The sequence below is a fragment of the Colwellia sp. BRX8-5 genome, from assembly GCF_014077325.1.
Taxonomy (GTDB): domain Bacteria; phylum Pseudomonadota; class Gammaproteobacteria; order Enterobacterales; family Alteromonadaceae; genus Colwellia_A.
This window is the reverse complement of record NZ_JACGVR010000046.1, coordinates 1-26243: the sequence shown is the minus strand read 5'-3', so window position 1 is coordinate 26243 and position 26243 is coordinate 1. Positions and strand designations below refer to the sequence as shown.

The window sequence follows — 26243 nt, the reverse complement described above, 5'->3', positions numbered from 1 at the left end:
TTTAAATTTATTATTATTATTATTATTTTTTTCTAATTAACTAAACGATAGCAGCACCGATTTAGATCAATCAACCCAGCACAAACCAAAGTAATGCGACACCCAGAACTAAGCGATAGATAACAAATGGCATCATACCGACTTTTTCCAATAGAATAAGAAAGTAGTGAATGCAGGCATAAGCACTAAAAAAAGCTAACACACTGCCAATACCAATAGCATTCCAATCAACAGGACCGGTTTCAGTAATTAATTTTAATGTTAAATAACTCCCCGCCATCGCAATGGCAGGAATTGACAATAAGAAAGAAAATCGAGCCGCATTTTCTCGACTTAAGCCAAGCATCAAACCGATAGTCATTGTTATACCTGAACGCGATGTCCCCGGAATTAATGCTACCGCCTGTGCTAAACCAATCAGCATAGCGCCTTTAAATCCTAGCTTTTCAAAATCAATATGCTCAGTCGCTTTTCTTTTACCCGCTTTAATGTCAGCAAAACCCAGTAAAAATCCAAAAATTAAGGTAGTAGCAGCAATAACCAACGCAGTACGTAAATGTGCTTCGATGAAGTCTTTGCCGAGCAAACCAAATATTCCTAATGGGATAGTCGCAAATAATATCCACCAGGCAAGCTTGCCATCAAAACTAGTATTATCACCTTTTATACTGCCCACACAAGCAACAGCCATATTCGCGACATCTTTACGAAAATATAAAACAACCGCGAGTAATGTTCCAACATGCAAAGCAACATCGAGTGCTAAACCTTGGTCTTTCCAGCCTAAAACAGCTGAGGGTAAGATTAAATGTGCTGAACTTGATACGGGTAAAAACTCCGTTAATCCTTGGAGAATAGCTAAAATAAATATCTCTGTAATGGTCATTGCTTATTATATTCCTTATGTATAATTCAATTTTTTTAATGTCTAACTTTTATAATTGGCTTGACCAAGAAAAGTCTACTGTGGTTATTTGTTGTTGTGTTTTATCGTAAGCTTGCCAAAGTTGTTGGTACGATTTTTTTAAAATGGGGTGTTTAAGATCTGGCGCTACTTCAGCCAATGGCCATAAAACAAAGGCATTTTCTGTGATCTCGGCACGTGGAATTTGTGCTGGAGTGTCCAACACTAAATCGTCAAACAGTAATAAATCTAAATCTAAGGTGCGTGGGCTATATTTTTTAGCATCAATTTCTCGACCGTTGTTAAGCTCAATTTCGCGGAGTGCTTTAGCCACTTGTACTATATTAAGTTCGGTCGTCGCACCGATCACCATATTATAAAATTCAGCACCGTCGAATCCTACGGCTTTACTAGCAAATAAAGATGATAGCGTTAACTCACCAAGCAGCGCTTCAAGGGCAGTCAATCCTGTCTGTAAATAGTGCTGACGGTCTACATTACTGCCAAGCGAAATATATAAACGCGCCATTACCCATGATTACTGTTATTTGATTGGCTACCACGTTCAATTTCAACGCCAACTGTGATGGCATTATGCACCGCATTAGGCTTGGCTACTTTTAATTTAAGCCAAGGGATCTGATAAGTTTCGATTAAGAATTTAGCCAAACGCTCTGCTAATGTTTCAATTAAATCTACGGGGTTTTTATTAGCAAATTCGGCTATTTTTACTGATATTTCGGCATAATCGAGTGTTTTAGCTAGCTCATCATTTTCGGCCGGTTTGGCGGTATCCCACCCCATAACTAAATCAATCACTAAGGTTTGTTTGATTTCTTTTTCCCAATCGAAAAAACCTATGGTGGTTTGAATACTCAAGCCTTCAATATAAACTTTATCCATTAACGTACACTCATCTTTAATAAAACAACTAAAAATATAGGTCGATTTTACCTGTGCAAAGTTATAAAAACTAGTGGTTGACGGATCAATTCATTTTTTTTATTAATAGACGATAGAAAAACTTATTTCCATTGACATTATGAAAGGCTAGAATATCTAAAATTGTTGAAAACTTGTTATAATTAACCATCATTTTAACAATGAATTGAGAGGTTTTTGTATTAGCGCTCTATTAGTAACACTGATAATAATGCTTGCTGCCTATTTGGTCGGTTCGATTTCTAGTGCTATTTTATTGTGTAAGCTATTAAAACTTCCAGATCCTCGCACTACCGGCTCAAACAATCCTGGCGCCACCAATGTTTTGCGTATCAGTAACAAATTCATCGCTGCACTGGTGCTGGTCTTTGATATCCTCAAAGGCACTATTCCGGTGTGGGGCGCTTATTTCCTTGATTTAGACCCCCTTAATTTAGGGTTAATAGCACTGGCTGCTTGTTTAGGCCATATGTACCCTATATTTTTTAACTTTAGAGGCGGAAAAGGCGTTGCAACCGCACTGGGTGTATTATTACCGATAGGTTTAGATCTTGGGGGTTTATTGATACTGACCTGGGTAAGTGTTATTTATTTTAGCCGATATTCAAGCTTAGCCGCTATTATTACGGTATCGCTTGCGCCTTTTTATATTTGGCTATTAAAACCTCTATATATGTACCCAGTGATGATGCTTTCGGTATTAATTATTTTTCGCCACAAGGACAACATTTGGCGATTAATGAAAGGAGATGAAGGTAAAATATCCTTTACTAAGGCCAAATGAAGTCATTAATGTGCCAACTTTACCGCTAGTTATACCGCTGGTAAAGTATCTAACGGCCAACGTGGTGTCGCTTTAAACGATAAATCTGCATCTGTTCCTGCTTTTAAACGTTGCAAGCCCGCATAAGCTATCATCGCGCCATTATCAGTACAAAACTCAGGACGTGGATAAAAAACTTCTCCACCGAGCTTTTTAGTGATTTCCGCTAATTTTTCTCGAAGCGATGTGTTGGCGCTAACGCCACCAGCAATCACTAAACGTTTTAACTCACACTGCTGCAAAGCACGGCGACATTTTATTGCTAAGGTATCAACAACCGCTTCTTGAAATGCATAAGCGACATCGGCATGAGTTTGTTCATCCATACCTTCATTGCCTTGTGCTTTTTGTAACGCTATTTCTTTGCGAATAACGGTACCCGCAGCGGTTTTTAAACCACTAAAGCTAAAATCTAAACCTGGACGATCTGTCATTGGACGCGGCAATTTATAACGCCCTTTTGTGCCTTTTTCAGCCATCTTCGATAAAGCAGGCCCGCCGGGGTAATCAAGCCCAAGTAACTTAGCTGTTTTATCAAACGCTTCACCCGCAGCATCGTCAACTGATTCACCGAGTAATTCATATCGACCAATGCCGTCAACACGCACTAGCATAGTATGTCCACCCGAAACGAGCAGGGCAACAAAAGGAAACTCTGGCACGTTTTCTTCTAACATAGGCGCGAGTAAATGCCCTTCCATATGATGAACAGGCACAGCAGGAAGTCCCCAGCCGTAAGCTAAACTTCTGCCAATTGAACAGCCTACTAATAATGCACCCACTAAACCAGGCCCTGCAGTATAAGCAACGCCGTCTAGATCAGCAGGGGTTAAGTTAGCTTCTTTTAACACTTCTTTAATTAAAGGTATTGTTTTACGGACATGGTCTCGTGACGCTAATTCAGGAACGACTCCGCCGTAGTCAGCATGAACAGCTATTTGACTATATAAACGATGGGCTACAATACCTTTAGGTAAATCACCTTCTCCGTCATCATAAATAGCAATACCCGTTTCATCACAAGATGTTTCTATACCTAAAATTCGCATAATACCCTTAACCTAAAAGCCTAAATAATGTTTATTTCATTTTATTGAGCGATTTTAACGCCAAATACGTTAGCTATTATACCCATTTGATCAAGGTTGTGATCTACTTTTTTATCAGAAAAATAGATAATGATCAGCGACAACGTTTAATAAATTATTATTCGTTTTCCCCCCGTGAAAGTCAGTGGATATATAATAAAATTAGTATTAAATCAGTTAATTTTAATTTTAGAAAATATTACACTTTACTTTAACTAGTGCTTAGCTTTAGAATACGTCACCCAATTTTGATAGAGTGGGTGTTTGCGAAGCAATAATGCTTAAGCGATACACCAATCATATAGATACATACTAAGGTTATACATGCCAGTAATTAAAGTTAGAGAAAACGAACCATTTGACGTTGCATTACGTCGTTTTAAACGTTCATGTGAAAAAGCAGGGATCCTTTCAGAAGTTCGCCGTCGCGAATCTTACGAAAAGCCTACTTGGGAACGTAAACGTAAGAAAGCTGCCGCTGTTAAGCGTGCTGCTAAAAAAGTTTCTCGTGAAAACGCTCGCCGCGTTCGCATGTACTAAGATACCTTAGTAGTATTTAAGACTATCGAGTAAAATAAATGAGTTTAATAGACCAACTCAGAGATGAAATGAAAGTTGCGATGCGTGCTAAAGACAAATGTCGTCTTGGTGTTATTCGTATGGCCATTTCATCAATTAAGCAAGCCGAAATCGATCATAACCTTGAACCAACTGATGAGAACATCATTGTGATTTTAACCAAAATGGTTAAACAACGCAGAGAGTCCATCAAAATGTTTACTGACGGTGGTCGTGATGAGTTAGCTGCTAAAGAAGCTGAAGAAGTAACCGCGTTAGGATTTTTTCTTCCGCAGCCACTTTCAAGTGAAGAAATTAGTCAGTTAATTACCAAAACTATTGCTGATACCGGTGCTGCTTCAATGGCTGACATGGGTAAAGTAATGGCGGTATTAAAACCATTAATGCAAGGCAAAGCAGACTTAGGCGCAGTAAGTGGCCAAGTTCGTAATACCTTAAATGCATAACGGATTTTACTAAAGCTTACTGTTTTCGTTTTATTAAAATGTACATTTTAAAGCCGTGAAATTTATTTTCACGGCTTTATTGTTTTATATAATACCTATTTATCGTTTCACTTGGGTGAGAAGTTAAAAAACACCTATCCAGTACAGGTCAATTAGGTTTAAAATAACCTTCGCACAAACAACCAAAGAAAATGTAGACATGACTGGTATGATCCCTCGACAATTTATTGATGATTTATTAGCGCGCGCTGATATTGTTGAATTAATTGACTCTCGAGTGCCGCTAAAAAAAGCCGGCAAAAATTATCAAGCTTGTTGCCCATTCCATACCGAAAAGTCTCCCTCGTTCAGTGTTAGCCAAGATAAGCAATTCTATCATTGCTTTGGTTGTGGAGAACACGGTAATGCTATTTCCTTTTTGATGGAATTTGACCGTTTAGAGTTCCCTGATGCGATTGAAGAACTTGCCTCACATTATAATATGGAGGTGCCACGTGAACAGAATAACCAGAGCCCTGCGCAACTAAAGCAGCAACAACAAGTTCATAAACAAAAACAAGATGATTACGAACTGATGGAAAAAATCAGTCGTTTTTATCAACAACAATTAAAAGTTGCTACCGATAAAGATTCCGCCATTGATTATTTAAAAGGTCGCGGCTTAAGCGGTGAAGTGGTGAAGCGCTTTGGTATTGGTTATATCAGTGACGCTTGGGATGGGATGATGAACCATTTTGCCAAAAATCCTGAAAGCACTCAGCAACTTGTAGATTTAGGTATGGCAATCCCTGGCGATAAAAATCGTCCTTATGATCGTTTTAGAGGTCGTATTCAATTCCCCATTCGTGACAAGCGAGGTCGCGTTATTGGTTTTGGTGGTCGTGTATTGGATGATGGTACGCCAAAGTATTTAAACTCTCCAGAAACACGTATTTATCATAAAGGCCATGAACTTTACGGATTATTTGAAGCAAAACAAGCCAATAAACAATTGTCTCGATTGGTCGTGGTTGAAGGCTACATGGATGTTGTGGCATTAGCACAACATGGTGTCGACTATGCTGTAGCGTCGCTCGGTACATCAACCACCCCAGAACAATGCCAAACTTTATTTAGAACCGTTAAAGAAGTTATCTGTTGTTATGATGGTGACCGAGCAGGCCGAGATGCTGCATGGCGAGCCATGGAGAATGCCCTGCCTTTAATCAACGATGGTACGAGTTTAAAATTTGTATTTTTGCCTGACGGTGAAGACCCTGATTCGTTGATCAGAGAAAAAGGTCAACAAGCTTTCGAAGAAATTCTAGATAACGCCACACCCTTGTCAGTTTTTCTTTTTGATCACCTTTCTCTGCAAGTCAATATGAGTACTTTGGAAGGAAAATCAAAAATGATTGAGCTCTTCCAGCCTTACTTAAATAAGCTGCCTGATAGTACCTTGAAAGATTCAATTTTGACTGAATTAGCCAATAAATTCGCCCGTGGCAACGAAAAACGTTTAGACGAATTACGTAAAAAGAACAATCAAAACAACAAGGCGAGTACGGTAAAGAAGCAAAGTAAGATCACACCATTACGCCTTGCTATTGCATTATTACTTGAGCACCCCCATATCATTAGTGCATTACCGGATATTACTATTTTACAACAACTCGATATGCCAGGTATTCCTTTGCTAAATCGACTGTTAGTTTTATGTAAACAAAATTCAAAAATTAACAGTGCTCAGCTTATTGAACATTTTCGAGGGACCACTGAAGGTAGCCAATTAACAAAGTTAATGTGCTTACAACATCATGTTGAACCTGAAAATGCTGAATCGATGTTTATTGATGTAATAGAAAGTTTTTTAAACAAATTTATTGAACAACGTACGGAGCAATTGCTTGCCAAAGAACATGCAACTGGCTTAAGTAAAAGTGAGAAACAAGAATTACATAGTTTGTTAAGTGCGTAGCAAACAAAAATAAGTTGAACAAACTTTAACGCTGGCAATATACTAAGCAATTAGCTATAATTTCCGGCTTACTGTTTTCATTTTGATAGCCATAATTTAGGTGGACACTCGTCAATGAATCAAGCCCCACAATCTAGACTTAAAGAGCTCATTACCAAAGGTAAAGAGCAAGGTTACTTAACTTTTGCTCAAGTTAACGATCACCTGCCACAAGATATAATCGATTCAGACCAAGTTGAAGACATCGTTAGAATGATCAACGACATGGGTATTCAGGTATTCGAAACTGCTCCAGATCAAGATACCTTGATGATGACAGAAGGTAATACTGATGAAGATGCTGCTGAAGCAGCTGCCCAAGCACTTGCTACGGTTGAAAGCGAAATTGGTAGAACAACTGATCCTGTCCGCATGTACATGCGTGAAATGGGTACGGTTGAGCTATTAACGCGTAAAGGCGAAATTGTTATCGCTAAGCGTATTGAAGAAGGCATTAAGGAAGTTCAGCGTAGTGTTGCTGAATATCCGCCGGCAATCAATTTTTTACTCGATATGTGGGACAACTTTGAAGCTGAAGAAGTACGTTTAACCGATATTATCGTTGGCTTTTTAGACCCTGATGCTGAAGAAGAAGAAATTCCAGCAGCAGCGACGCATATTGGTTCAGAGCTTTCAAAAGAAGAGCTCAACGACGAAGATAAGTCTGATGGCGACGAAGAAGATGAGGAAGAAGAAGATACCGGTCCTTGTCCTGAACTTGCTAAAGAAAAGTTCACTCTACTTCGCAATGCCTACGAAAAAGCAAATAAAGTTATTAATGCTAAAGGTCGCGGTCATAAAGACGCACAAGCAGCGATTGATGATTTAGCTGAAGTATTTAAAGAATTCCGTTTAATCCCTAAACTTTTTGATAAGCTTGTTAAAAACATGCGTAGCGTAATGGATAGATTACGTATTCAAGAACGTTTAATCATGAAGCACTGTGTTGTTGGTGCTGGCATGCCTAAAACAACGTTTATCAAAATCTTTCCAGGTAATGAAACCTCTAAAGATTGGTTTAACGAGCAAAAAGCTGCAGGTCATGCTTATTCAGCAAAAATGTCTGATATTGAGTTAGACGTTGAACGTTGTATTTATAAATTAAACCAATTAGAAAAAGAAACGTTCTTAAATGTACACGGTATTAAAGATATTAACCGTCGTATGTCTATCGGTGAAGCTAAGGCTCGTCGTGCGAAAAAAGAAATGGTTGAAGCTAACCTACGTTTAGTTATCTCGATTGCTAAAAAATATACCAACCGTGGTTTACAATTCTTAGATTTAATCCAAGAAGGTAACATTGGTTTGATGAAAGCGGTTGATAAATTTGAATACCGTCGTGGTTACAAATTTTCAACGTATGCAACGTGGTGGATCCGTCAAGCGATCACCCGTTCAATTGCTGACCAAGCCAGAACGATTCGTATCCCTGTACATATGATAGAAACGATTAATAAATTGAATCGTATTTCTCGTCAGATGTTACAAGAAATGGGACGTGAGCCAACACCTGAAGAATTAGCTGAACGCATGATCATGCCGGAAGATAAGATTCGTAAAGTATTGAAAATTGCTAAAGAACCTATTTCAATGGAAACCCCTATCGGTGATGACGAAGATTCACACTTGGGCGATTTTATTGAAGATGGTAATGGCGAACTACCTGTTGACTCGGCTACCGCTGAAAACTTGAAAGATGCGACACACGAAGTATTAGCTGGCTTAACCGCTCGTGAAGCTAAAGTGTTAAGAATGCGTTTTGGTATCGATATGAATACCGATCATACGTTAGAAGAAGTGGGCAAGCAGTTTGATGTGACCCGTGAACGTATTCGTCAAATCGAAGCAAAAGCGTTACGTAAATTACGTCACCCTTCTCGCTCTGAGCAACTTAAAAGTTTCTTAGACGGCGAATAAAGCTTTCATTTTTAAATAGATGACTTAAAATCCAGTAATTAATTACTGGATTTTTTTTGTCTTTAATTAACTCGACTCAATAATCAGCCAATCAAATTTTTCATAAAAGGACTTTCAATGCGCTTTCTCATTCTACTATTTTCTTTATTTTTAACACTTCCTACTTTAGCGGCTAAATCTGGACCTATCGAAGTAACTCCCTTTGCAGGTTACCGTTTGGGAGGAGATTTTACTATTGCTGGAGATTTTTATGGTGTTGATGAACCTCAGTCATTAGCAGTAGATATAGATGAAGGCTCAAGTTTTGGGGTGATTGTTGCTTGGCCTTATGACAATAAACGCCAAGGTGAATTGCTGATAAGTCACTATGAAAGTGAATTAATCCCTGCCAGGTTATTAAGCCCTTATACTAGTGACTTATCGGTAACTTACCTACATATCGGTGGTAATGTGCCACTTTCAAATAGCTTAGTTCCCTTTTGGTTTTCTGGTGGCTTTGGTGTTACGCATTTTTCACCCGAGGCAAAAGAACTTGATGATGAAACTAAACTGTCAGTAAACCTAGGGTTTTACAGTAAATTACAACTCAATGACCGTATAGCGATTCGTTTAGGTGCAAGAGTATATGCGACACTTATTGACTCTCAAGACGCACTTTTCTGTGATAACAATACCTGTAAAATCGCAATATCGAGCGATATGTGGGTGCAAAGTGAATTATCAGCAGGTTTAACCTTCACGTTTTAAGACTTACTTATCAACAATAATATGCTTAGGATCAGATAGAAATGTTTGGTCCGTTAAGGTTTTCAAAAAAGCAATTAAGTCTTCTTTTTCTGCTTCTGTTAAGACAAACCCTTTAATGAACTGGCTTTTCAGTGGATTACTTCGCCCATCACCTTGATATTCACCCGTAGTAACATTTCGTCCACCCGCGGCATAAAAATCAATAACTTCCGCTAAGCTTCCAATACTGCCGTCATGCATGTAGGGCGCACTAACTTCAATATTACGTAATGTTGGCGCTCTAAATCGGCCATTATCTCTCACTAACGTTGAAATTTCAGACAAACCAGTATCATGTTTAGGGTAACCTGATTTATCACGACCACTTTGATGGCTAACATTATACAAACCCGTATTATGGAAGGGTCTGCGATCAATAAGCTGTTTTTCATGACTGGTAGACTGAGTGAAATTAAATCCGCCGTGACAATGATGGCATTCAAGCTGCTCTGAGAAAAATAAATTCATACCGCGCAAAGCCGAGGCAGAAATAGCATTGTCATCAGCCAAATATGCATAGCTATCAAAAGGCGAATTTAAAGAAACTAAACTGCGAACATAGCTCGCTAATGCTTTCACAATTAAATCGAAACTAACGGTTTGATTTGGAAATGCTTCTGTGAATAACATTTGATAAGTTTCTGAGCTAAAGCGTGCCAAAACTTCTTCTTCATGACCGGTTATGCCTAGCTCAACCGGCGATTCACCAAACATAGGTAATAGTATTTGCTGTTCAATAGAGGTTAAACCGTCGTGTGCCCACGTTAACGTTTTGTTATACGCTATATTAACTAAAGCAGAGGCATTACGTCGATGTGGTTGTGCGGTGCTGCCAAATGAATGGGGAATATTTTCACCAAAAGCAAACTCTTGATGATGACAACTTGCACACGCTTGTTGTTGATTAGCTGACAAATTTTTATCAAAAAAGAGTTGTTTACCTAAATTAACTTTTGCTTGGGTCATTGGGTTATCTTGTGGTACTTGTGGTTTAGGAAAACCTTCGATAATTGGCCACTGATAATCACTTTCTAATTTATTATCATCACTACATGACTGCAAAGCCAAGCAAATGCCAAAAGTGAATAAGCACTGAAGTATTAATTTAAGTCGATGTAGAAGCCAATTACCCATTATTTTTTGTCTTAAATAACAACGATTCATTACTAGTATTCGCTCCCAAACCTAAGTTTTTAAATAACATTTTACAGCTCTCTTCATCGATTGCCGATTGACAACTATTTTTGCGTGCTAATCCAACATCTCGTACTAACAACGCTAAATCAAATTCAATGGTAGAATTTTCCAAGGTAAAAGGTAAAGCAACAGCCACGCGATTAGGATACAAACATTCATTTTTTGGTGCTCGTACTGGGCTTAATGCTTTACAACCTGTAGAGCCTAGGTGAAATAGCCAGTCATCATTTTGAGAGACTAACTCGGCCCGCATAAATTTATGCCCCCCTTGCCATCCCCAAAACATTGAAGCGTCATTTAATGGGCTAGGCTGGGTTAATGGATTCAGGTGATTAAGTGCAAATGGTACACCTAAAGTAAAACGAATATCAGTAACAACAGCCGCTTCATCTAATGGCATTAATTCGAGTTGCCAATAACCTTTGCCATTTTTTCTATCACATATCTCTCCCAGTAAAGCGACATTGTCTGCTTGATTTGCATTTGTTGTCATCAGCCAAGGCTGCCAACCATTACTACTGGTATTCACTTCAACGCCATGTATAAAAAACTGTAACTGCTGATATTGCCACTTTTGTGATTCGCTACTTTTTAATTCATGAACATCAGAGAAACTGCTTGCACAGTTAATGTCAGTATTTTTATAAACAGCTTGAAAAGAAATTTTTGTGGGCTGTGACTTTTGAAAACATCCTGAAAGTAAGGTAATACTTAACCCAAAAATAGTTGTGACAGATAAAATTTTTTTTAATATATAACGGTTCATTTGAATAAGGCTTAATCGTTGAATGCAAAGTAATATTTACATGAAGTTAAGGTAATGTTAACGAGTTGGTTTTAAATTGTACGTTAACTTGCTATGGTAAAGCCATCAAATATTGAGCAGCTAAATAAAAAACGAGTACATTATGACTAAAATATCATTACCTCTTGGCATTGCAATTATTTCAATATCTTATTTTTTACTCTCTTCAAATACATTCGCTCATTCAGAGCATGATAAGTCGAGGTTTGTTGCTGTTAATGGCGTAGATAAAGACCGCTGTGATAATGTTCTTAGACCCTGTAAAACAATTGCCTATGCGGTTAGCCAAGCAAACAAAGGTGATAACGTACTTGTTGCTTCAGGCGACTTTACAATCACTTCAAGCGAAGAATTATTTTATTTAAAAAGCGCTCTTGTCTCAGTCGTCGGAGGCTATAATCAATTTGATCATTATCAATCGCAAAGCCCTCAGTCAAATGTTACCACTTTACATAATATTCCAATTGAAATGGTTGATGAGCTTCGCAGCAACGGCTTTAGCGTAATTGCAGATGGTAAAGCCTTTGCTAAAGATAAAGATTTAAAACAAAAACTTGCAAGTTATTATCAACTCAGTGAAAGCCAAGCAAATGAACCTTGTGTTAATGGCAAAGCTGATATTTTTGACTGCAATAACATTGATTTACTCGCTCATTTCCCATTAACTGCAATGTCGAGTGATCCTGTTGAAGGCAACGATATTTGGGGCCATGTAGATTTAAATACGGGTAATGAATTTGCTATTATGGGCGTAAAAAATGGCGTTGTTGTGGTTAATGTTACCAACCCAACCACTCCTGTTGAAGTGGGTACAATAGCTGGAGTAACGTCAACATGGCGAGATGTAAAAGTTTACCAATACTTTGATGAAAATATCAATTTATGGCAAGCCTATGCTTATGTTACAACCGAAGGTGTTCGAAATGGTCCAACAGATTATGTGACTATTATTGACCTTAACAATCTTCCTCATTCAATAACCTTAGTTGAAAAGAATAAAGTCGTCAGTAGAGCCCATAATGTTTATATCACTAATGTTGATCATACCCTTAATATAACGCTTCCAGATCAAACAGCTTCACTGCAACTTATTGGCACAAACAGTAGGGGTGGAGCTTTCCAAAGCTATTCATTAGAAAACCCAAAAACATTAGTCAACGTTACTGCTAACAATTTTGGTAATGGCTACACCCATGATGGGGCTTCTCTTGTTATAGATGATCAACGTTCAGTTAATGATTGTGGTTTAACGTCAGGTAGCTGTACTGTTTTCATTGATTTTAATGAAGACGTCATGAAGTTATGGAATATCACCGATCCAAATAACTCAACTCAGTTAGGTGCGGCTGAATATAACGACGTAGCTCCGAACAATAAATATGTACATTCTGGTTGGGGCACGGAAGATAAGCAGTTCATTTTATTACATGATGAATTTGATGAATTTCGTGGTGGATTAAACACCACTGTTAGAATATTTTCAATTGGGGACCTAACGAACCCAACACAGGTTGGCCAATGGACAGGTCCTACACAAGCGATTGATCATAATGGTTTTGTTCGAGGTAATAGATACTATATGTCTAACTACGAACGTGGCTTAACCATTTTAGACATTACGGATCCTACAACGCCTACTGAAGTTGGGTTCTTTGATACTTTCACACCGAGTAACTCAGCAAGCTTTAATGGTGCATGGGGCGTTTATCCATTTTTACCGTCAGGAAATATTCTCGTTAGCGATATTAACAGTGGTCTGTATGTACTAAAAGATAACGCAAAAGCTTCAACGAAAGGAATGTTCAGCTTTACCAGTAAAAGCACAGAAACCGCTCAAGGAACAACACTCAACCTCATTGTGCAACGTAATGGTTCAGACATTACAGAAAGTACTGCGGTAAGTTACCAAGTAATTCAAGGTAGCGCCAAAAAAGGCACTGACTTTGATGTAGAAAACAACACACTCACTTGGGCTGCAAACGATAATACCAATAAGACAATAAGTATTGATATTGCAGATGACCTAACAAATACCGAATTGTCAGAGTCTTTTTTTATACGTTTATATAATCCAACAAATGGTGCAACACTTGGCTCAAACAGTTACAACACTATCAATATTACTGGGTTAATAGACAAAGGAACGGGAAGCTTTGAATTCGACGAGCAAACAATCGCAGAGAATGTTGATGAATACACCGTAAATGTTAACCGAATGGGAAGCACATCGGGCAGTATCTCATTCCAGTATCAACTGACTTCAGGGCAAGCGATTATTGGTAGCGATATCATTGATGCATCGGGGCAAGTATCTTGGGGCGAAGGTGAAAGTGATACTAAAAAAATTATATTAACTATTATTGATGATATTGAAGAAGAAGAAAATGAAACGTTCACCTTAACGTTATCAAGCATCGATAATAGTCGGTTAGGTAATAATGCAGAGATTATATTCACTATTGCTGATGATGATCAAAATACAGCACCTGTGGTTACCCTAAGAGAAAATTTTGAAGTAAATACTAATCAAGGTGTAACGTTAACGGCTCAAGCCATCGATGCAGAAAGCGACAGTATGACCTACTTATGGGAGCAAACAGCAGGTTCAGCGGTATCAATAACTAACGCTGATATGTTATCAGCTAGCTTTACAGCACCAAATAACGCTACCTCGTTAACATTTAAACTTACCGCTACTGATTTCAGAGGCGCATCGAGTACAGGGAGTGTTATTGTATCAGTAGTCGCGCCCGTTGTAGTAACACCAACCCCCAACACACCAAGTAGCGGCGGCACAATATTATGGTTAACAATCCTTTCATTATCTTTATTAACCAAGAGAAAAGTCATTATCAATAAATAGTATCTAGGCAATAGTGATATAAAATCACCCGTATTGCCTAACAATTAAGCGAACAACGTAAAATTTAGCATTTTTTAAAAATACGCTAGTGACAACAAAATAAAAAATGCTTATACTTCACGCCGCTTTAAGTTGAAGTCTCAATTTAAAGCGGATAAAAAGATGGCCCCTTAGCTCAGTTGGTTAGAGCATTCGACTCATAATCGACAGGTCCCCTGTTCAAGTCAGGGAGGGGCCACCATTTCAAATATTACTATCCTCGTAAGAATTTACTAAAAAATATTTTAATCTGAAATTAACTGTAGTTATCACTGTAGTAGTAATTCCAATAAAGTTATGTACGATAACACTCGCTCTTGCCGTGTCGGAAATTTGTACGAATACCCTGTCCCTTTAAGATATCCCGAAACGCTAGGGTTACCCTAGTGGTATTGGTGTTAAAATCCACTGTGTGAATATAAGGTGAGTGCTAAATTTTGACATGTAGGATGATGATAGTTATTACTATACGCCTAATCCCAACCCTATTCTGTTCTTATAAAATTCGGTAATGGAATACTCTGACGTGGTTTACGACCTCTAGCTTTAGGTTTCTAATAAATCTATTAACGTTACTCACAAAGTGTTAATGAAGCGAATGACTAAGCGGTTTAGTTGTGTATAAAAATGCGTTTAGCTTTACAAATTTTGTATCTACACAACTAAGTAGATTATTTACTCTTTAACACTCCCTATTTTGTTACTCTAAAAAAGCCTTCTGCTGCTTCAGTTAAGCTAGAGAGGTTTTTATTCTCACGCCGGCTTATTGATTATCATGGTTAATAGTAAATTATTAGCAAAACTTTGTTTTAAGTACGTTCATATCAATAATAATTTGTTATTTTTAATGTAGTATAAGATCGGACTTGCTTACTAGGCTATGATCTTTCAAAGCCCTCTAAGAAATAAAAACAAATAGAATAGGGATAAATAAACAATGGTAAACATGTTAATTGCATATCAACTTGATGGCGGTGATGTTATCGAGATTAATCATCCAGAAGAGTTCGAGTTCAAAGATTTAGATGGAAATAGCTTAGGAAATGCTCAGATTATCAAGCGACATAATAACGATCTGATATTAGCCGAAGCTGCATTTGTGATCTCAGCCGAACATGCAAAAGTTATGATACCAAGCGATGCGGCATTCATGGAATCCAAAGCAGGCGTAAAGCAACCTTTTGACTTTAACGGGCTCGTAAAAGGCTGTGGATTTGACTCTGTTAAATATAAATTTGATAAACAAGGTAATGAACCAACTGACTGGGTTATCGCCTATCCTCTACAGCACTAAGCCTAAAAAGGTCGCTAGTCATACCAGTGACCTTTGTTATAGCTTTGAATGGACCAGGTAATGAGATTATTTCAACATCAGGCTAAGCGTATATATCTGTTTCAGAACGACTAAATGTTGATTTAACTAGAGGGTTTAGTTATCAGGTTAAGAAACACTGATACGTAAACTAAACTTAGTCATATTTTATTATATTTTTTTAACAAAACAGAATCGATATGATCAAGAGAATAAGCTGTACTATTCGCCAACATATTGCATTTTAATCAATATGATATAAAACAAATTATCAATGGAGCGGTATATGTATAAAACTATTATTTGCGCAATAGAAGCTAGTGATGAAGGACTGGAAGTACTTTCAAAAGCCCATGAGTTATCTCAACTATACCAAGCTAAATTGTTTGTTACTCATATCATCCCATATACATTGCTTCCTAAAGACTATCAAAAAGAATTAAAAGAAAGTGCATTACCTTCAATTGAATCAAAAGCCGCATCATTAGGTATATTAAAGAAAGATGTCTCGGTCACATTTGGGAAACCCTACGAGCAAATTTGCATACTTGCAGAAAGAAAAAAGGCAGACTTAATTATACTTGGTACCCACTCTAAAAAAGGTATTCATGCTTTGATTGGGTCAACAGCAAATGGTGTTGCCAATTATGCTAAATGTGATGTTTCACTTATTAAAATTTAAAGTGATTTTTTTGATAAAAAATCTAAATGTGCTCTTTCAAATAAATAACTAATGCCGCCAACATGGCATTAGTTATTATTAGAGCAATGAAGATTGCACTCTTGGGTTACTTACAATAGTCATATTAAGTGAAATTACTTTTAATGGCTCACTATCTCCTTCTAATAACAACGCTAATACCCTGGATATTAAAAGCTCATATACATGAGTATATTTAATAGTAAGTTTAGTTCCTTTAAACCAAACATGAATCGTCAATAACTGGCCTTAAAGTGTTATCTACATATTAATTTTTCGACATTTAATCAGATATTTCATCCATTCTAAAAACCGGATAAAAATCATATTATCGCTTATAACGTTTCAGGATTATTGTCAGTTACGCGTTTTAGTCATAATGTATATTAGGAAGTGATCACCTTCTCATTCAATGTAGCTGTTGGATATTTAAGCTAAGAAAAATGAATAAATTTTATCAAACTAACATGACTAAAGCTCATTCGTAATATATTATTATTTTTAGGGAATCGTATATAAAAACGGCAGTTATAAGAATTATGGATTTAGATAAATTTAAACAAATTAATAAAGCATTCGATTACCTCTTTGATTCATTGGTGATCACTGACCTACAAGGCATTATTACTGACTGGAATAAAGGCTCTGAAAATTTATACGGCTATTCCAAAAAAGAGATCATTGGTCAGCCTGTTGATATTTTACATCTCCCCGAAGACACCGAACATATTACTTCAGAAGTTATCAGCTCTGTAGAGAAGTACGGAAAATGGACCGGTGAAGTTAGAATGCTCCATAAAGATGGTCATATTGGCTGGATTGAATCTATGTGTGTGCCACTTTTTGATGCTAATCATAAGCTCGTCGGCGCATTAGGTGTAAATCGAGATATATCAGACCGGGTAAAAGAGACTAAACGTCTTGAGCACCTAGCTCATTATGATCAACTGACAGAAATTCCAAATCGATACCTAGTGTTTGACCGAATTGATCACCTAATTGATCAGTCTGAACGTGATATGAGAACTTTTGCGTTGCTTTTTATTGATTTAGATAAATTTAAAATAATTAATGATACCAAGGGTCATGCGTTTGGTGATCAAGTGCTAGTAGAAGTATCTTTACGTCTTAAGCAGTCAATTCGTAATTCAGATACCGTTGCAAGAATTGGAGGTGACGAATTTGTTATTTTACTTGAGAATATGATTGATAAGTCTAATGTAGATTCTGTGATTAAAACTATTATGGATACGATTAGCAGACCCTTTAAGATTAACGATGAAAAGTTAACCGTGAGTTGTAGTATTGGTGTTTCAATTTATCCTGATGATGGTATTACCACCGATAGCTTAATCGCAACAGCAGATAAAGCGATGTATAACAACAAACATAAAAAATGACCTCAGCTGATAAATGAGTTTAGATATTTTCGATGCTATCTTTGATTTTTTGATCTTAAATAAGCACGCTATTAGCCATTAATTTGATTGCTAAAGGTTATTTTAACGAATACTGCTATTACCTCCCCTCTTATTGACCTACTAGTTAACCTTGATGTTCAGCCTCAGCCTAGTTAACAGCTAGCTTATACTAGAGAATAAATTGACTTTTAACTGATTGAGAATAGACTAAAAACTAGGTTATATTTCAATGAGATAAATTATTATGTCTACTAAAGCTTTCGCTACTTGTTCTTGTCTATTCACATTATTTATAACCTTAGCAACACTTAGCGGTTGTGATAACAAAAAACCAGGTATTGCCTTAGGTACGTTAGAAAGAGAACGCATAGCGCACACAGCAACAGTGAGTGAAGTTATCACGGCATTACCTGTTAGTGCAGGTAGTCAAGTTACTGAAGGTACAATATTGGTTAGGCTAGACGACACCCTTCAAAAAGCGTTCGTTGCTAAAGCTCAAGCTCAGATGCAACAAGCAAAAGCTAACTTAGAAAAAGTACATAATGGTGCGCGTAAAGAAGAAGTTGCCGCGGCATCTGCAGAAGTCGAGGGCGCGAAAGCCGCACTGATCAAAAGTGAGGCAGACTATAAACGCACTCAAATACTGATAAAGCAAGCATTATCTAGTCAGGTAACGCTCGAAAACTCCCTTGCATTACGCGATGAAAATAGAGCTAAATTACACAGCGCTCAAGAAAAACTATTACAACTAATTAATGGTGCTCGTATCGAGGACTTACAAATAGCTGAAGCTATTTTAGCAACCGCGGTTGCGGTACTCGACAGTGAAAATAAAAAACTCAATGATTTAACCATTACCGCAAAACGTGATGGTCTATTAGACAATCTTCCATGGAACCTCGGTGAACGTGTCACACTCGGAAGCCCCGTAGCAATTGTATTAGCGGGACGTGCTCCTTTTGCACGTGTCTATGTGCCAGAACCCTACCGAGTAAAAATTAAAGTCGCTGATAAATTAACCGTACAAGTTGATGGTTTAACAGATTCGATTATTGGTACTGTGCGCTGGATATCTTCTGAACCTGCTTTTACCCCTTACTTTGCATTAAACCAAGAAGAGCGTGCAAACCTTATGTATTTGGCTGAAATACAATTACCTGATAGTGCTGCAGAGCTGCCAATGGGTGTGCCAGCGCAAGTTATAATGCCATGAAGTACTTAAACGATAGCCAAGAAAAAAATCTTAATAGCTCTTTTGCGATAAGCGCACAAAATCTCACTCGAAAATTTGGCGAATTAACGGCAGTATCTGCGCTAGATTTATCTGTAGAGAAGCAAACTATTTACGGATTTTTAGGCCCCAATGGCTCAGGTAAAACCACGGCAATTCGATTGCTGACCGGTTTATTAATTCCAACGAGTGGTCAGGTTAACGTTTTGGGTTGTCATTTACCGCAAGAGGCCAATAAACTGCGAATGAAAATTGGCTATATGACACAAAAGTTCTCTCTCTATGAGGATCTTACCGTTAAAGAGAACTTGCAATTTATCAGTCGAATTTATGGTCTAACGGCTAATCAACAAAAATCACGACTGAGTGAATTATTAAGTACTCATCAATTAACACAGCAAAGTCAGCAACTTGCTGGCAGTATGAGTGGTGGTCAAAAACAAAGGCTAGCGCTTGCCGCCGCAGTGATACATAAACCTAAGTTACTCTTTTTAGATGAGCCCACTTCGGCGGTTGATCCGCAAAACCGACGAGAGTTTTGGGAACAATTATTTGATCTTTGCGATCAAGGCACCACAATATTAGTATCAACGCATTACATGGATGAAGCAGAGCGTTGTCATAAGCTGGCCATCTTAGAAAATGGTATAAAAAGAGCGGATGATAGCCCACAAAACTTAATGAATAATATGGCTGCTCAAGTGGTTGAGGTAGGCGCAAGCAATATACGTCAAATAAAAGAGCACTTGATCAAATTGCCACAAGTGATTTCTGCCGCCCAGCTCGGTACCCACTTACGTGTATTAGTGAATAAAGAAGAAAGTAACCCTATCGCATTATTACAGCGCCAGCCCTGCTTAAATGATACAGCTAAACTTGTTATTGTTAGACCCAGTCTTGAAGATGTCTTTGTTAGTTGCACCGGCCAAGGGGTGACACAGTCATGAAAATATCACTATTAAGAATTCAAGCCATTGTTATAAAAGAACTACTGCAACTTAGACGCGATAGAATGACCTTTGGCATGGTCATAATGATTCCCCTAGTACAATTACTGCTATTTGCCTTTGCCATCAACACTAATGTGCGAGATATCCCAGTTGGTGTTGTAGATCATAGTCAGACATCTTTGAGTAGAGTATTACAGCAAACCGTTGCAGCAACCGGCATTGTTAAATTTACTCACAGTTATTACTCGGTAAAGGAAGCACAAGCCGCCATCGATAGCAGTGAAGTGCGTGCAGTATTAATTATCCCACAAGACGTTAGCCAGCGTTTAGTTCGACACCCAAGTGTAGGTTTTGGTTTGCCGCCCTCGAGTAAACAAGAAACGAGCAGGCCAATAGCACAGTGGTTAGTTGATGGCTCTGATACTGTTATAGCAGGTAGTATTAAAAGTTTACGTAATATGCCACTTACAGAGTTATTAGATAAGCCCGCCAACCGAAATACCGCAACGTTTGAAGTGACCTTACTTTATAATCCAGAGCAACGAAGTGTGGTTAATATAGTGCCTGGACTTGTTGCCGTGATATTAACAATGACAATGATAATGTTTACCTCGGCCGCCATTGTTCGCGAGCAAGAGCGCGGTAATATGGAAATGTTAATTACGACACCACTTAGCTCACTTGAGCTGATGATTGGTAAAATATTTCCCTATATTTTTATTGGTGCGATTCAAGTCTGTATTATTCTTGGTTTAGGTTATTGGCTATTTGACGTCCCCTTTAATGGCGGTTTTGCCCAACTAGCACTTGCGACTTTACTGTTTATTTGCGCCAGCTTAGTACTGGGTTTAGTTATATCAACGATTGCTAAGAACCAATTACAATCAATGCAAATGACAATATTTATTTTACTGCCATCTATATTATTATCTGGTTTTATGTTCCCTTATGAAGGTATGCCACTGCCCGCACAATATATTGCTGAAGCACTGCCAGCGACACACTTTATTCGCTTAATAAGAGGTGTAGTATTACGTGATGTTGCCGTTATTGAGATGAGTTTTGATATGCTATGGTTAATTGCTTTTACCTGTTTTGGCTTACTTGTTTCAGCACTGCGTTTTAAGAAAACACTCGACTAGCTTACCTGATGGTTTCATTGCACAAGCTGAGATATTTGAGTGAAGAAAATAATATAAAAGTGGCGCGAAACTAAGCCACTTTTATATTTTATTATCACACAATATCCTGCATTATTTATAGTGAGTTAATTAGCACTATTATTTTCTGAGGCTTGCTGCAGAATTTGAACTTTCTGGTCTTTAAGGTAGAGAGGATGGTAAGGCCCTACCGGTACTGTACCAACAAACCGGCTATTAGCCTGTCTTGCATAACGGGTGTAATCAGCTGCTGCTGTGTTTACCGCTGTCGCTATTGCGCCAACAATCAACCCAGCTAAACCACCACCATTATTTCCACCACTAAGATCAACAACAACCGTGCCGGTATATTTCCATAACGTCGAAGATGTTTTTGTTGATTTTATTTCTGCTTCAATTGATACGGTTAAGCTTGAAGCAATAACCAAATAGCTAGTGTCCCACTTAAGTATTTTGGTAAATAACACCGCATCCGCACCGAAGTACTCATGAAATTTATTAAGTGGCATGTCGTAAACAAGTTCAGCATCATAAATACCTTCTTGTTTCAATATTTCTGACGTTAGCTCGTATGGAAAAGTATAGTATCCCTGAAACGCGATAGGCATTTCTACCGTAGTCGCATAATAATCTTTCGCATCTGCTGCCGTACTTAAATTGATCGGTGGCATTATTAATAATGAACGTGGTTTTTCATTATACATCTCTGGGAATTCGTCTAGTTTAGTGACGAGGTTGTTACTGACACAGCCTGAAACAAAAACAACAACGAGAGTAACCAACAACGTTCTAGTCTTATTAAACATAATCACTATCCCTGTACCTTAACTTTACTGATCAAATTATTCATAAAGATAACTGATTCTGGATAAACACTTTTTTCCAACTCAAAATAGGAAATTGCCTTTGTGGTATCATTTAACTTTAAGTGCAAATAACCTAAATTGGCGTATACGCCAGGCGGAACACGTAAGCCTTGGTTACCAGAACGTTGAATAACATCTTCTAACGCAAACTTCCATTCGCCTTCAGAAATTTCACCCGCATCCCTTTTCATTGCATAAAATGACTCTGAATATTCACCATAGTCATACATAGGCTTAGGGCCACTTGCACAACCAGTTACTAGCAGTACCGCACAAGCCATCATTAAAATTTTAGTTTTCATTGTGAGTCCTTAGCTGTTATTTAGGTACATTAAATTCTTTTGACTGGCCGTCACCTAACAGTACAATCCTGTTAACTACTGTTACACCATTCTTGGTGATGGTTACTTGCTGTTTACCCGTAGCAACCTTATAAATGTTACGTGCACCTAATTTATCAACAACGAAAGCCTCTCCTTTACCTACTGTCACTTCTGCCCCTTCGGCATTTCCAGTGAAGTAAACATATGATACGGGCTCAGCAGTTCGAACTCCCTCGTTATAACCACAAGCACTTAAGTACATGGCAATAAACACACACAATGATATTTTTAATAATTTCATTTTATAATCCTTTATTTACTTTCTTGAATGTATAACGAAGAGAAGTCATCTGATGCAATGTATTGACTAAAATCACCTGTTGAAATTGAAGCAATTGATATCTCACTTTCTGGGGTGTCACCCATAGAAGTCAGCACAACAATGTTACCTATAGGTTTTCCAGGTAAGGTAATAAACATTCCAGTTTGTGGGTTTTTAACTTTGTTACCTGATTTATAAACAGTAAATTTAGAATTTTCAGAAATATTTTGAGATTTACCGCCAGAGATAATTAGGTTACCTTCATCTGAAGAGAGAATGTAAGATTTCCAAGGTTTATCAAGCATGTTTTCAATAACATTTGAGGCTAAGTCGGTAATAGCCGCATTAAGCACTTTATCATTAAGCGAACTGTCATAGCCTGCTTTATCACCAACGCCCATGACACTGCCCGCTTCAGAGAATGCGATCCCTTTACCAGACTCAGAATAGATTATCTGGCCTGTTGATACATCTATTAATCGAATGTTTACCGTTGCATTGGCTTCTTGTTTTTTAACTCTTGAAAAAATTCCTACTTCACTGGTGTTTTTTCGGCCAAACTCTGAAATAGAACCAACAATTAAAAAGTCAGCCGCATTTTTGAGACTCGTCTCACCGCCAATAGAAAGCTCCTTTTCAACTTGCGCTAGATCTGCACGTTCAAGCATTATAAATCGATCGGTTTCAAACAACTTAGCCGATAATATATCCATAGCTTGCTTACCAATACGATCATTATTTTTATCAATAAAGAAGCTTTGTCCGTATTTAGTTTCATTAGTAAAACGTCCTATCGCAACTTTGCGCTTAAGGTATTTTTTACTGACAACATCCGCTTGCAATGTTTGGCTAACAGCCGCCTTTTTTTGTTTCGTCTCCGTGACGGTTGAATCTTTTACCGTTGCACAACCTGATGCAAGTAGCAAAGATGATACAATTAACAATTTTTTCATGGTGGTACGTTCCTTTTTTTATAATATCGATACTTCTATGTATCGTTAAATTCTTGATAAAATTGTATTAACTACAAATAGTTAAAAATTTTAAGAGTAATATTATACAGGTATAAAAAAGGCTAAATGTAGTCTATACACACTTAATTATGTAAGTTATGTCTTACATTTATAAGGTAAGTCAGCTCGGCTAAACTACAATATAAGTAGTAAAAATGAATTATAAGTCATATTTAAAGTGGGAATTTCGATGATAAATTTTCATCTGTAGGCCTATAACTTAAGCTGATGTTAAGTTTATTAGCGTTTTACAGCGTGATTAAATTGTCGAATTATATTTTGATTGGTGAAAGTGGTAGATAAACTGTTAACATAGCGTTATATGCTTTCGTTAGTATTAACGCGATTAGACTATCGTCTTATAAATATTTGGAGTAGAAATGAATAATAAAATTATTGGTATTACCCTTATCATTATTGGTGTTGCTGTCGCGATTTGGGGTTATAACATTTATGACTCAGCTAGCGCTCAACTTACTCGTACGTTAAGCGGTGATACGCCTGTTGAAGCTTGGGCAGGAATGATCGGTGGTGTTATTGCTGTTGTTATCGGTATCACAAGAGTAAAGTAAGCGTTGATTTTTACAAGTAAACACCTATAAGTGTTTACTTGTAAACTAGGCTTAGCGCTATTTATTTCAATAAATAGCCCATTATATTTTCAACTATTATAAGCATCAGTAAAATCAATCACGAAAATATCGACAGTCGCAAGACATTAAGATTAAGCGAACAAGATTAGGCTCTCAATGTTAACCATACTCATATTTTTCACCCTGTTTACTGTGCTAACAACCCTTTTGCCCTTGTCTCGACATCCCCATTGGATTGTTAGAGGTATGGATTTTCCTCGCTTACAGTTCACTATACTTGCAACGATTTTGTTACTCGCCCATTTTATTTTTCTTGATCCGCAAAGAGTAAGTACGCAGGCACTGATTATTAGCACAACGCTATGTTTGATATGGCAGTTATCTTGGATAATACCCTATACTTTTATTTATCCCAAAGAGGTTAAAACCTCTACTGAATGTGATGCTGATAAACAACTTAGCATTATTACTTCAAATGTTCTGACACCCAATCGTAATGCCGATGCACTGATAGCACTGATTAAAAAACATCAGCCCGATGTGCTAGTCACACTAGAATCAGACCTATGGTGGGAAGAACAGCTTAACGTCCTAGAAACTGACATGCCTTATAGCGTTAAATGCCCACTTGATAATCTCTATGGCATGCATGTATTCTCACGATTACCTATCGCCGAACAAGAAATCTGTTATTTGGTTGAAAAAGATGTTCCGTCAATACACACCACAATAGAGTTGCGTAGCGGCGATAAAGTGCGAGTGCATTTTCTTCATCCTGCGCCACCAAGCCCAACAGAGAATGATGAATCTGCAGAGCGTGATGCTGAGCTGATGATTGTTGCTCGAAGTGTTGCTGACAGTGAGCAACCCGTTATTGTGACAGGCGATCTTAATGATGTTGCTTGGTCTGCTACCACACGACTGTTTCGTAAAATTAGTGGTTTACTTGATCCTCGCGTTGGACGAGGAGTATTTAGCACTTTTCATGTCGACTCCCCATTGGTTCGATGGCCTTTAGATCATTTGTTTCACAGCAAACATTTTACACTACAAAAAATTAAGCGTTTACCGTCAATTGGTTCAGACCATTTTCCGCTGTTAACCCAACTATCGTTTACTGCACTGCGTTGTAATAATCAAGCAGGTATAAAAGCAGACACGGCCGAGCATAAGTGGGCACAAGAAATATCTGAACAACAAAATGTTAGTAAAGGTGATGTACCAAAGCCCGGTGAAACAAGTTAAGCCAATAAACGTTCTGCGTTAATGGCTAACGTTTTATAACGGGTTAATTCGTAACTATATTTGCTGATATCTTGCGGATTTGATCAGCGCACTCAGCTAAGACGATAGCACCAGCCGTTGATACATTTAGAGAATTACCCATACCAAACATAGAAATATGTATTTGATGATGGCTTAGTTTTAATGCCGCTTCACTTACACCCTTGCGTTCATTACCTAACACTAATGCACAAGCAGTGGGATATGCCATCTCTTTATAGTCAACCGACTGCTGGCAGAGTTCTACGCCAAAAACAGTATAACCGTCGTCTATTAATGATTGTAAGCTTGCCGTTGTGCTATCACTGTATTCAATATCGACCCATTTCGCTTCATTTCTAGAGGCCTTTTTCAATTTTTTATCTGAAATTGTGAGTTCGCCACAAATAATAATTTTTTGAATAGCAAAAGCATCCGCTAAACGAATAAATGCACCAATGTTGTAGCTATTAGTGACATGATCTAAAACCAATACTAAAGGGATTTTTGCCTGCTTTACATATTCATCGCGGGTCGGTTTATCTTGTCTGAGGTCTTCTTTACTTAATTGTATTTTTGAATGCATAATAACGGCTCTTATTAGATACTAAACGACTGTCATTCTATTAGTATTCTGACTAATCGATGAGGTCGATATTTGATATTTGATATTTGATATTTGATATTTGATATTTGATATTTGA

Annotated in this window: 26 protein-coding genes and 1 tRNA gene; 16 read left to right on the top strand and 11 right to left on the bottom strand. The window is 37.6% G+C overall.

The window, feature by feature from the left end:
* Nucleotides 1-70: 70 nt before the first annotated feature.
* From H4J62_RS18945 to folB, 3 genes are read right to left on the bottom strand one after another with little or no spacing between them, the layout of a single operon-like run.
* Nucleotides 71-886: an undecaprenyl-diphosphate phosphatase gene (locus tag H4J62_RS18945; protein ID WP_182218031.1), complete on the bottom strand. Its 816-nt coding sequence runs from the start codon at nt 884-886 to the stop codon at nt 71-73.
* Between the two features lie 49 nt (nt 887-935).
* Nucleotides 936-1433 carry a 2-amino-4-hydroxy-6-hydroxymethyldihydropteridine diphosphokinase gene (folK, locus tag H4J62_RS18940; RefSeq protein WP_070374845.1) on the bottom strand — a complete coding sequence of 166 codons (498 nt, stop codon included), beginning with the start codon at nt 1431-1433 and terminating at the stop codon, nt 936-938.
* Complete coding sequence (gene folB / locus H4J62_RS18935; RefSeq protein ID WP_182218033.1) at nt 1433-1807, bottom strand: dihydroneopterin aldolase; 375 nt, start codon at nt 1805-1807, stop codon at nt 1433-1435. The genes folK and folB overlap by 1 nt, the downstream gene beginning before the upstream one ends.
* 220 nt (nt 1808-2027) lie before the next feature.
* Between folB and plsY the strand changes: the two genes are divergently transcribed.
* The gene (gene plsY / locus H4J62_RS18930) at nt 2028-2630 is read left to right on the top strand and encodes a glycerol-3-phosphate 1-O-acyltransferase PlsY (RefSeq protein WP_310733556.1); all 603 of its coding nucleotides are present in this window, start codon (nt 2028-2030) and stop codon (nt 2628-2630) included.
* A gap of 29 nt (nt 2631-2659) precedes the next feature.
* Here plsY and tsaD read toward each other — a convergent pair whose 3' ends face one another.
* Nucleotides 2660-3718, bottom strand: a complete 1059-nt coding sequence (tsaD, locus tag H4J62_RS18925) for a tRNA (adenosine(37)-N6)-threonylcarbamoyltransferase complex transferase subunit TsaD (protein ID WP_070374848.1) — start codon at nt 3716-3718, stop codon at nt 2660-2662.
* Nucleotides 3719-4081: 363 nt separating this feature from the next.
* On the opposite strand from tsaD, the gene rpsU reads away from it, so the two are divergent.
* The 5 genes from rpsU to H4J62_RS18900 all read left to right on the top strand — a co-directional run bounded on the left by rpsU (nt 4082) and on the right by H4J62_RS18900 (nt 9442).
* Nucleotides 4082-4297: a 30S ribosomal protein S21 gene (rpsU, locus tag H4J62_RS18920; protein ID WP_011045067.1), complete on the top strand. Its 216-nt coding sequence runs from the start codon at nt 4082-4084 to the stop codon at nt 4295-4297.
* A 38-nt stretch (nt 4298-4335) separates the two neighbouring features.
* A complete protein-coding gene (locus H4J62_RS18915; RefSeq protein WP_182218037.1) occupies nt 4336-4782 on the top strand; it encodes a GatB/YqeY domain-containing protein in 447 nt (148 codons plus the stop codon).
* 199 nt (nt 4783-4981) lie between these two features.
* The gene (gene dnaG, locus H4J62_RS18910) at nt 4982-6739 is read left to right on the top strand and encodes a DNA primase (protein WP_182218038.1); all 1758 of its coding nucleotides are present in this window, start codon (nt 4982-4984) and stop codon (nt 6737-6739) included.
* Nucleotides 6740-6853: 114 nt separating this feature from the next.
* Nucleotides 6854-8695 (top strand): RNA polymerase sigma factor RpoD, encoded by a 1842-nt coding sequence (gene rpoD / locus H4J62_RS18905; RefSeq protein ID WP_146798012.1) that lies wholly within the window; start codon nt 6854-6856, stop codon nt 8693-8695.
* Between the two features lie 117 nt (nt 8696-8812).
* On the top strand, nt 8813-9442 hold the full coding sequence (locus tag H4J62_RS18900) for a hypothetical protein (RefSeq protein ID WP_182218040.1): 630 nt from the start codon (nt 8813-8815) through the stop codon (nt 9440-9442).
* A gap of 3 nt (nt 9443-9445) precedes the next feature.
* Here H4J62_RS18900 and H4J62_RS18895 read toward each other — a convergent pair whose 3' ends face one another.
* Together H4J62_RS18895 and H4J62_RS18890 are read right to left on the bottom strand one after the other, a co-directional pair.
* The gene (locus tag H4J62_RS18895) at nt 9446-10645 is read right to left on the bottom strand and encodes an MbnH family di-heme enzyme (protein ID WP_259364892.1); all 1200 of its coding nucleotides are present in this window, start codon (nt 10643-10645) and stop codon (nt 9446-9448) included.
* Entirely contained in the window at nt 10608-11444 is an 837-nt protein-coding gene (locus tag H4J62_RS18890) for an MbnP family copper-binding protein (RefSeq protein WP_182218042.1), read from the bottom strand. The genes H4J62_RS18895 and H4J62_RS18890 overlap by 38 nt, the downstream gene beginning before the upstream one ends.
* Before the next feature lie 142 nt (nt 11445-11586).
* Here H4J62_RS18890 and H4J62_RS18885 point away from each other — a divergent pair, with 142 nt between their 5' ends.
* The 8 genes from H4J62_RS18885 (at nt 11587) to H4J62_RS18850 (ending at nt 21141) form a co-directional block, all read left to right on the top strand.
* On the top strand, nt 11587-14346 hold the full coding sequence (locus tag H4J62_RS18885) for a choice-of-anchor B family protein (RefSeq protein ID WP_182218044.1): 2760 nt from the start codon (nt 11587-11589) through the stop codon (nt 14344-14346).
* A gap of 164 nt (nt 14347-14510) precedes the next feature.
* Nucleotides 14511-14587, top strand: a tRNA-Ile gene (locus H4J62_RS18880).
* A gap of 735 nt (nt 14588-15322) precedes the next feature.
* Nucleotides 15323-15679 carry a hypothetical protein gene (locus H4J62_RS18875; RefSeq protein ID WP_182218045.1) on the top strand — a complete coding sequence of 119 codons (357 nt, stop codon included), beginning with the start codon at nt 15323-15325 and terminating at the stop codon, nt 15677-15679.
* A 304-nt stretch (nt 15680-15983) separates the two neighbouring features.
* On the top strand, nt 15984-16379 hold the full coding sequence (locus tag H4J62_RS18870) for a universal stress protein (protein WP_182218047.1): 396 nt from the start codon (nt 15984-15986) through the stop codon (nt 16377-16379).
* A 557-nt stretch (nt 16380-16936) separates the two neighbouring features.
* Complete coding sequence (locus tag H4J62_RS18865) at nt 16937-17797, top strand: sensor domain-containing diguanylate cyclase (protein WP_182218048.1); 861 nt, start codon at nt 16937-16939, stop codon at nt 17795-17797.
* A 265-nt stretch (nt 17798-18062) separates the two neighbouring features.
* Nucleotides 18063-19031, top strand: a complete 969-nt coding sequence (locus tag H4J62_RS18860; RefSeq protein WP_182218050.1) for an HlyD family secretion protein — start codon at nt 18063-18065, stop codon at nt 19029-19031.
* Entirely contained in the window at nt 19028-19996 is a 969-nt protein-coding gene (locus H4J62_RS18855) for an ABC transporter ATP-binding protein (RefSeq protein WP_182218051.1), read from the top strand. Before H4J62_RS18860 ends, H4J62_RS18855 begins: the two co-directional genes overlap by 4 nt.
* The gene (locus tag H4J62_RS18850) at nt 19993-21141 is read left to right on the top strand and encodes an ABC transporter permease (protein ID WP_182218053.1); all 1149 of its coding nucleotides are present in this window, start codon (nt 19993-19995) and stop codon (nt 21139-21141) included. The genes H4J62_RS18855 and H4J62_RS18850 overlap by 4 nt, the downstream gene beginning before the upstream one ends.
* A gap of 125 nt (nt 21142-21266) precedes the next feature.
* On the opposite strand, the gene H4J62_RS18845 is transcribed toward H4J62_RS18850, so the two are convergent.
* Genes H4J62_RS18845 through H4J62_RS18830 form a run of 4 tightly spaced genes read right to left on the bottom strand, consistent with a single transcriptional unit; the run spans nt 21267 to nt 23623 of the window.
* The gene (locus H4J62_RS18845; RefSeq protein ID WP_182218055.1) at nt 21267-21965 is read right to left on the bottom strand and encodes a GNA1162 family protein; all 699 of its coding nucleotides are present in this window, start codon (nt 21963-21965) and stop codon (nt 21267-21269) included.
* Nucleotides 21966-21970: 5 nt separating this feature from the next.
* The gene (locus H4J62_RS18840) at nt 21971-22327 is read right to left on the bottom strand and encodes a DUF4810 domain-containing protein (RefSeq protein ID WP_182218057.1); all 357 of its coding nucleotides are present in this window, start codon (nt 22325-22327) and stop codon (nt 21971-21973) included.
* 16 nt (nt 22328-22343) lie between these two features.
* Entirely contained in the window at nt 22344-22649 is a 306-nt protein-coding gene (locus H4J62_RS18835; RefSeq protein ID WP_182176360.1) for a hypothetical protein, read from the bottom strand.
* Between the two features lie 11 nt (nt 22650-22660).
* Nucleotides 22661-23623, bottom strand: coding sequence for a CsgG/HfaB family protein (locus H4J62_RS18830; RefSeq protein ID WP_182218059.1), 963 nt, complete (start codon nt 23621-23623; stop codon nt 22661-22663).
* 440 nt (nt 23624-24063) lie between these two features.
* Between H4J62_RS18830 and H4J62_RS18825 the strand changes: the two genes are divergently transcribed.
* Both H4J62_RS18825 and H4J62_RS18820 read left to right on the top strand, forming a co-directional pair.
* Nucleotides 24064-24255 carry a DUF3185 family protein gene (locus H4J62_RS18825; protein WP_070374865.1) on the top strand — a complete coding sequence of 64 codons (192 nt, stop codon included), beginning with the start codon at nt 24064-24066 and terminating at the stop codon, nt 24253-24255.
* A 177-nt stretch (nt 24256-24432) separates the two neighbouring features.
* A complete protein-coding gene (locus H4J62_RS18820; protein WP_182218061.1) occupies nt 24433-25521 on the top strand; it encodes an endonuclease/exonuclease/phosphatase family protein in 1089 nt (362 codons plus the stop codon).
* 43 nt (nt 25522-25564) lie between these two features.
* On the opposite strand, the gene H4J62_RS18815 is transcribed toward H4J62_RS18820, so the two are convergent.
* Nucleotides 25565-26125, bottom strand: coding sequence for a TrmH family RNA methyltransferase (locus tag H4J62_RS18815; RefSeq protein ID WP_182218063.1), 561 nt, complete (start codon nt 26123-26125; stop codon nt 25565-25567).
* Nucleotides 26126-26243: the final 118 nt, after the last annotated feature.